The 6967-nt window shown below is 71.4% G+C and carries 5 protein-coding genes; 3 read left to right on the plus strand and 2 right to left on the minus strand.

The window, feature by feature from the left end; genetic code table 11:
- A partial coding sequence (locus G6021_RS17840; RefSeq protein WP_182640631.1) for an adenylate/guanylate cyclase domain-containing protein occupies positions 1–1249 on the minus strand: 1249 nt, incomplete at its 3' end.
- A 121-nt stretch (positions 1250–1370) separates the two neighbouring features.
- Between G6021_RS17840 and G6021_RS17845 the strand changes: the two genes are divergently transcribed.
- Positions 1371–1847: an AMP-binding protein gene (locus tag G6021_RS17845; protein WP_347238905.1), complete on the plus strand. Its 477-nt coding sequence runs from the start codon at positions 1371–1373 to the stop codon at positions 1845–1847.
- A 9-nt stretch (positions 1848–1856) separates the two neighbouring features.
- Entirely contained in the window at positions 1857–3122 is a 1266-nt protein-coding gene (locus tag G6021_RS02835) for an AMP-binding protein (RefSeq protein ID WP_277819566.1), read from the plus strand.
- Positions 3123–3134: 12 nt separating this feature from the next.
- Here G6021_RS02835 and G6021_RS02840 read toward each other — a convergent pair whose 3' ends face one another.
- Positions 3135–3551 (minus strand): DUF4870 domain-containing protein, encoded by a 417-nt coding sequence (locus tag G6021_RS02840; RefSeq protein WP_179524076.1) that lies wholly within the window; start codon positions 3549–3551, stop codon positions 3135–3137.
- Between the two features lie 162 nt (positions 3552–3713).
- Between G6021_RS02840 and ppc the strand changes: the two genes are divergently transcribed.
- Positions 3714–6674, plus strand: coding sequence for a phosphoenolpyruvate carboxylase (gene ppc / locus G6021_RS02845; RefSeq protein WP_241736397.1), 2961 nt, complete (start codon positions 3714–3716; stop codon positions 6672–6674).
- The last annotated feature ends 293 nt before the right edge of the window (positions 6675–6967 follow it).

Below are 6967 nucleotides of genomic sequence, written 5' to 3' on the forward strand. Positions count from 1 at the left end.
CCCGGGCCGAGGCGAGGACCGCCGTCGCGGGGTCGGCGATGGGCGCGGGGGCCCCGAACACGGCCAGCGCGGCGTCGCCCTGGAACTTGTCGAGCAGGCCGCCGTGGGATTCGACCCGGTCCACGACCACCTCGAAGAACGCGTTGAGGGTCTCGACGACCTCCCGGGCGGGGCGGGTGGAGGCGAGCCGGGTGGAGCCGATGAGGTCGACGAACAGCACGCCGACGTACGTGGTGTCGCCGCCGAGATGGGGTTCCTGGATCTCGGCGGCCTTCGCGACCTGGCTACCCACATGGCGGACGAACAGCTCGCGCAGACGCTGACGCTCGCGGATCATCTCCGCCATCCGGTTGAACCCCCGCTGCAACTGCCCGAGTTCGGTCCCGTCGAACACCTCCACGCGCGCGTCGAGGTCCCCGCCGGCGAGGTCCTCCATGGCCCAGCGGACGGAGTACACCGGGGCGAGCAGGGCGGACACGAGCAACCAGGTCGCGGCGAACCCGGCCGCGAGGGCCCCGAGGCCGAGGATCCCGACGATGGTCACGAGCCGTGAGACGGGGAACTGGTTGTTCGCGGCGGCGTAGGCGCTGAGCAGCACGAGTCCGATGAGGGGGAGCCCGGAGCTCACCACCCAGAAGGCCTGCAACCGCCCACGCACGCCGATGACCGGGGAGTGCAGTGTCGGACCGGCCTCCAGCGCGAGCGCGGCGAGGGGGCGCAGCGCGATCTCGGCGACGATGTAGGCCGATCCACAGCTCAGGGACCCGATCACCACGATCGCGCCCGCGACGACCCAGAGGGACCGGACGTCCTCGACCGCGAACGCCACCGCGACGACAGTGCCGCCGGCCGCCCAGAGCGCCCCGGTCCGCAGGGTGATCCCGAGCGGCGCCGACAGGCACCGCGCCTGTTCGGCGGCGGTCGGTGGCCGGCTCTCCTCGGCCCACCTCATCCAGCCGGCCACCACCTTGAGGAGCCACCACGACCCGAGGGCGATCCCGACGAGGGCGGTCACCGGGGTCACCACCAGGGCCGCCGGGCTGAACCGCCCGGAGATGACCTGCTCGAGGGGCAGCAGCAGGCCGATCACGATCCAGACCCCCACCACCCCGAGCCCGTGCGTGACCACCAGCATCCGCGTGAGCACCCGCTGGACCCGTTGCTTCCGTCGCGGGGGTTCCTCCCGCTCGAGCCCGAGCATGCGGGTGCCCCACGGTGGGCGGGAGGCGTGCGCTGAGGGGGAGGTCACGGGGCGGGGTCCTGCCGGGCGGGGGATGGGTGTCCATCGTCGCGCGAGTGGCGTCCGCACGCGCCGGGAATCGCACTCCGCATCGCCGGATGGATCAGATCTAATGCGCTAACTTAACTTCATGACCACGCCCCAGTTCAACCCCGGCCACGAGATGCGACACGAGACCTTCGGCGACATCCTCCTCGAACGCTCGACCGACGACCATCCCGGTCTCCTCTTCGAGGACTCGAGCTGGACGTGGCGGGAGTTCGTGGCGGAGAGCGCGGTCCGCGCCGCGATATTGGCCGACTGGTCCGTCACGCACGCCGATGCGTACGCGGGCCGTCCCGAGCGTTTCCGCCACCTGCACGTCGGCATCCTGCTGGAGAACGTCCCCGAGTATCTGTTCCTCCTGTCCGGGGCCTCCATGGCGGGTGTGACGATCATCGGCGTCAACCCCACCCGCCGGGGCGCCGAGCTGGCCTCGGACATCCGCGGGGTGGACTGCGACGTGATCGTCACCGACGCCCACGGTGCCGGGTTGCTCGACGGCCTCACCCTGGCCGACGAGACTGGAGGGGTCGTGGCCGTGCACGACGTGGACTCGGCCGGGTAGCAGGACCTGCTGGCCGCGCACGCCGGGACGGAGCCCAGACTCCACGACGCCGCCCGTGACCCCCACACCCTGCTCGCGCTGCTGTTCACCTCGGGCTCCACGGGTGCGCCCAAGGCGGTCATGTGCTCGACCGGTCGGCTCGCGATGCTCGGCACGATCAACTACCGCAACCTGGTGAGGGACGACGTCGCCTACAGCGCGATGCCGATGTTCCACGGCAACGCGATGTTCGCCGCGTTCGCCCCCGCCGCGTTCGTCGGGTGCACGTTCGCGATGCGTCGGAGATTCTCCGCCTCGGGATTCCTGCCCGACGTGCTGCGTTTCGGCGCCACCTACGTCAACTACGTGGGCCGCTCGCTCTCCTACATCCTCGCCCAGCCCGAGCATCCCGAGGAGAAGCGGACCCGCCTGCGAACCGTCTTCGGGACCGAGGCCTCGAGCCACGACCGCGCCGAGTTCGCCCGCCGCTTCGGCGTCGAACCGGGTGAGTCGTACGGCTCCAGCGAGGGCGGGGTCGTGATCGGCCGCACTTCCGACACCCCGCCGGACGCGCTCGGCGTCGCGGGCGCCTACATGGACGTCGCGATCCTCGACGAGGACGGCCGCGAGTGCCCGCGTGCCGAGTTCGACGCCGACGGGGGCCTGGCCAACGCCGACGAGGCGATCGGGGAGATCTGCAACCTCACCGGCGCCGCCATGTTCGAGGGGTACTACCGCAACCCGGAGGCCACCGCCGAGCGCAACATCGGCGAGGTCTACCACTCCGGCGACCTCGGCTACCGGGACGCCGACGGGTTCTTCTACTTCGCCGGCCGCTCCGGGGACAAGATCCGCGTGGACAGCGAGAACTTCTCCGCCGGCCCGGTCGAGCGGATCCTCGACCGCTTCCCCGGCGTCCTGGTGGTGGCCGTCTACCCCGTGCCGGATCCCCGCACGGGCGACCAGGTCATGGCGGCCATCCAGCTCGAGCCGGGCGTGGCGTTCGACCCGGCCGCGTTCTCCGAGTTCTGCCGGACCCAACCCGACATGGGGACCAAGTGGGCACCGCGCTTCGTGCGGATCATGGAGACGATGCCGGTCACCGCGACCCGGAAGATCGCCAAGCCCGACCTGCGCCGGCAGTCGTGGACCGGGCCCGGTGAGGTCTACGTGCGCGGCGGCGCCGCGTTGGTGGGAGGGGACGACGACGACGAGTTCCGGCCGCTGACCAGCGCGCTACGCGACTCGGTGCTCGAGCAGTACAGTCTCCACGGTCGGCAGCCGACCGGGGTCTGAGCAGCGGCGGCGTCAGCTCAGGATGCGCAACTGGAACGGGTAGTTGATCATCCGGCCGCGGGTGGCCCGCACCGTACCGATCAGGTGGCCGACGATCTGGAGGACGAAGGAGACCGCCAACAGCACCAGGCCGATCGGGATGCCGATCACGGTGATGATGAAGATCCACCCGACGATGCTCATGATCCACAGGCCGACGTTGAAGTTGAACGACCCCGCGGCGGCCTGTCGGACGAACGGGCTGCGGTCCTTGTAGATCAACCACATCACGAGTGGCCCCACGAAGGAGAGCCACCCGGCGGACAGCGCCATGGCGATGAGGCTGGACGCGTGCGCGAGGGCGGCGGGGGTGCGGTCGTCGGGCCCGGCCACGGGCTGGTCTCCGAACCGGGGGTCGCCGTACTGCGGGGATCCGGGCTGCTGTGTCATGCCTCCAGTGTGCGCCTCGCGGGGCCGCGGTACATCAGGGATGTCCCCCGTGTCGTCCTGTTCCGTGGCCGGGGTCCACCTCCGTTCGGCCCGCCGGGCGTCCGGTCCCCCGCGATCCCACGTTTCACCCGCCTGTCACATGCTCCGCCTACCCTGGCGGCCATGGCTGACACCCCACAGGATCACCCCGCGACCGACTCGGGGACCGATCCCCTCGCCCGGGCGGTGGCCCCGCTGCGGGACGACGTCCGGTTCCTCGGTTCCCTGCTCGGTGAGACGATCCGTGAGCACGCCGGTGACCGGGTGTTCGATCTCGTCGAGACGGCCCGCCGCACGGCGTTCGCGGTCCGGCGCTCGGAGGCCGACAGGGACGAGGTGTCGGCCCTGTTCAAGGACATCAGCGCCGCCGACGCCATTCCGGTCATCCGTGCGTTCTCCCTGTTCGCGCTGCTGGCCAACGTGGCGGAGGACCTGCACCAGGAGCGCCGCAGGCGGATGCACCGGGCTGCCGGGGAGGCGCCGCCCGACGGTGACCTGGAGGTCACGTGGACCCGGTTGGCGGACCTGCTGGAGGGGGACGGCGACGATCGACTGGCGGCCGTGCGTGCGACCGCCCGCGTGTCCCCGGTCCTCACCGCGCACCCCACGGAGACCCGGCGTCGGATGGTGTTCGAGGCCACCCGCCGGGTGCACGTCCTCATGGGCCGTCGCGACGGCCTGCGCTCGGTGGAGCAGGACCCCGTGACGGAGGCGGAGCTCGCCGAGCTCGAGCTCGAGCTGCGCCGGCTCGTCCTCGCGCTGTGGCAGACCGCCCTCATCCGCAACGAGCGTCCCCACATCGAGGACGAGGTGATGGCCGGGCTCCAGTACTACGAGGCCACCCTGCTCGAGGTCATCCCTCCGCTCAACGCCCAGATCGACGAGCGCCTCGGGTGCGGGGGCCGCGCCGTCGTGCGGCCCGGCTCGTGGATCGGGGGTGACCGCGACGGCAACCCGTACGTCACCGGCGAGGTGGTGCGGTTCGCCACCGACCGGGCGGCCGAGTTGCTCCACGGCCACTACGCCGAGCAGTTGCGCCTGCTCGAGCGTGAGTTGTCGATGTCGGCCCGGATCGTCGAGGTCGACTCCGGGATAGCCGCATTGGCCGACTCCCTCACGGACACCGAGGTCGAGGGGAGTCCGGCGCGGGAGGACGTGCCGTTCCGCCAGGCGGTCCGGGTGGTCCGTCGTCGGCTCGCCGCGCGCGCCCGCGCGACCGGGTCGTCGCTGCCCCGCTCGGTGCTGCTGTCCGCGGGGCGGCTCATCGGCCTGGACGACGACCCCCCGTACGCCGGCCCGGAGGAGATGGCGGCGGACCTCGAGACGATCGACGCCGGGCTCTCCGCGGTGGGGTCCGACCTGCTGCGCGCCCCGCGACTGCGGGACCTGCGGTGGGCGCTCAACTCGTTCGGGTTCCACCTCCAGTCCCTGGACATGCGCCAGAACTCGGAGTCGCACGAGGACCTGCTCACCGAGCTGTTCGCGCTGGCCGGGGTGTCCGAGGACTACGCGGCGCTCGACGAGGACGCCCGCGTCGAGCTCCTGCTCGGCGAACTCTCCCACGATCGACCGCTGCTCGGCGTCCGGGCGGAGCTCTCGGAGTTCGCGGACAAGGAGATGGGCGTGCTGCGCGCCGCCGCGGAGGCGGTCGCCGGACTCGGACCCGACGTGGTGCCGCACTACATCGTGTCGATGTGCGGCTCGGTGTCCGACCTGCTCGAACCCGCCGTTCTCCTCAAGGAGGTCGGACTGTTCTCCGGCAGCCCGGACGAACCCCGGTCGACCGTGCGCCTCATCCCGTTGCTGGAGACCATCGACGACCTCGCCGGCGGGGCCCGGATGCTCGACGCGGCCCTGGCACTCCCCCAGTTCCGCGCTCTGGTGCGGTTCCAGGAGGACGTGCTCGAGATCATGCTGGGCTACTCGGACTCCAACAAGGACGGCGGGTACCTCGCCGCCAACTGGTCGCTCTACGAGGCCGAGCTCGCGCTCGTCGACGCGGCCGCGCGTGCGGGTGTGCACCTGCGCTTCTTCCACGGCCGCGGCGGCGCGGTGGGACGGGGCGGCGGCAACTCCTACGACGCGATCCTCGCGCAGCCCCCGGGCGCGGTGCAGGGCGCGTTGCGGATCACCGAACAAGGCGAGATCATCTCCGCCAAGTACTCGGAGCCGGTCCGCGCACGCCGCAATCTCGAGGCACTGGTGGCGGCCACTCTCGAGGTCTCGCTGCTCGACGTCGAGGGCCTGGGTGACGACGCCGAGCAGGCCTACGCGGTGATGGCCGCGCTCGCCCGGCTCGGCCGTGAGGCCTACGCCGAACTGGTGCACGAGGATCCGGGTTTCATCGAGTACTTCACCACCTCCACGCCGCTCAGCGAGATCGGTGAGCTCAACATCGGCTCCCGACCCACCTCCCGCAAGCAGACCTCCACGGTCGACGATCTCCGCGCCATCCCGTGGGTGCTGTCGTGGTCGCAGTCCCGCGTCATGCTTCCCGGCTGGTTCGGCGTGGGCAGCGCCCTCAAGCGCTGGATCGATGACGGCGGGAATGCGACCGGCGGGGAAGCGACCGGCGGGAGTGCGACCGGCGGTCACGCGGATGCCGGTCACGCGGATGCCGGCGACGGTGACAGCGCAGCCGCCGGGGGTACGAACGCCGGGGGCACGAACGCCGAGGAACGGTTGGCCACGCTGCGGCGCCTCTACCGGGACTGGCCGTTCCTGCGTACCACGCTGTCCAACATGGCGCAGGTCATGGCCAAGGCCGACATGGGCCTGGCGGCCCGGTACGCCGAGCTGGTCCCGGACGCCGAGGTGGGCAGGAGGATCCACGGGGTGATCTCCGACGAGTTCGACCTCACCCGCGAGATGCTGCTGGCCGTGACCGGGCAGGAGACCCTGTTGGACGACAACCCGGCCCTCGCCCGCTCCGTCCGGAACCGGTTCCCGTACCTCGAGCCGCTCAACGTGCTGCAGGTGGAGTTGCTTCGGCGCTACCGCGCGGGCGACCGCGACCCCGACGTGCGGACGGGCATCCAGCTGACGATGAACGGCCTGGCCACCGCGCTGCGGAACTCGGGCTGAGCCCGGCCCCCACCACCCCGTCGAAGCCCCTATCCCCGTCGAAGCCCACCACCCCGTCGAGAAGAGCGTTCCGAACACGTTTCTCGAGTGCGAATGCGCGAAACGCTCTTCTCGATGCCCCAGCCGGGCCGGGGCGGGGCGGGCCAGCCGGGCCGGCTACCGCAGTTGCCGCTGCGCGAGCGGGATGAGCAGCACGCACACCACCGCCAGGGCGGCGATCCACGGCACCGGACCGCCGAGACGGGACAGCACCGCGAGCACGTACGGCGTCCCCATCCCGAGGTAGGCCAGGA

Source organism: Dietzia sp. CW19 (assembly GCF_014145265.1).
In the GTDB taxonomy this organism is placed as follows: domain Bacteria; phylum Actinomycetota; class Actinomycetes; order Mycobacteriales; family Mycobacteriaceae; genus Dietzia; species Dietzia natronolimnaea.

Coding starts and splice junctions, on each gene's coding strand:
- G6021_RS17845 (WP_347238905.1), top strand. CDS start 1,371: ATGACCACGCCCCAGTTCAACCCCGGCCACGAGATGCGACACGAGACC.
- G6021_RS02840 (WP_179524076.1), bottom strand. CDS start 3,551: ATGACACAGCAGCCCGGATCCCCGCAGTACGGCGACCCCCGGTTCGGA.
- ppc (WP_241736397.1), top strand. CDS start 3,714: ATGGCTGACACCCCACAGGATCACCCCGCGACCGACTCGGGGACCGAT.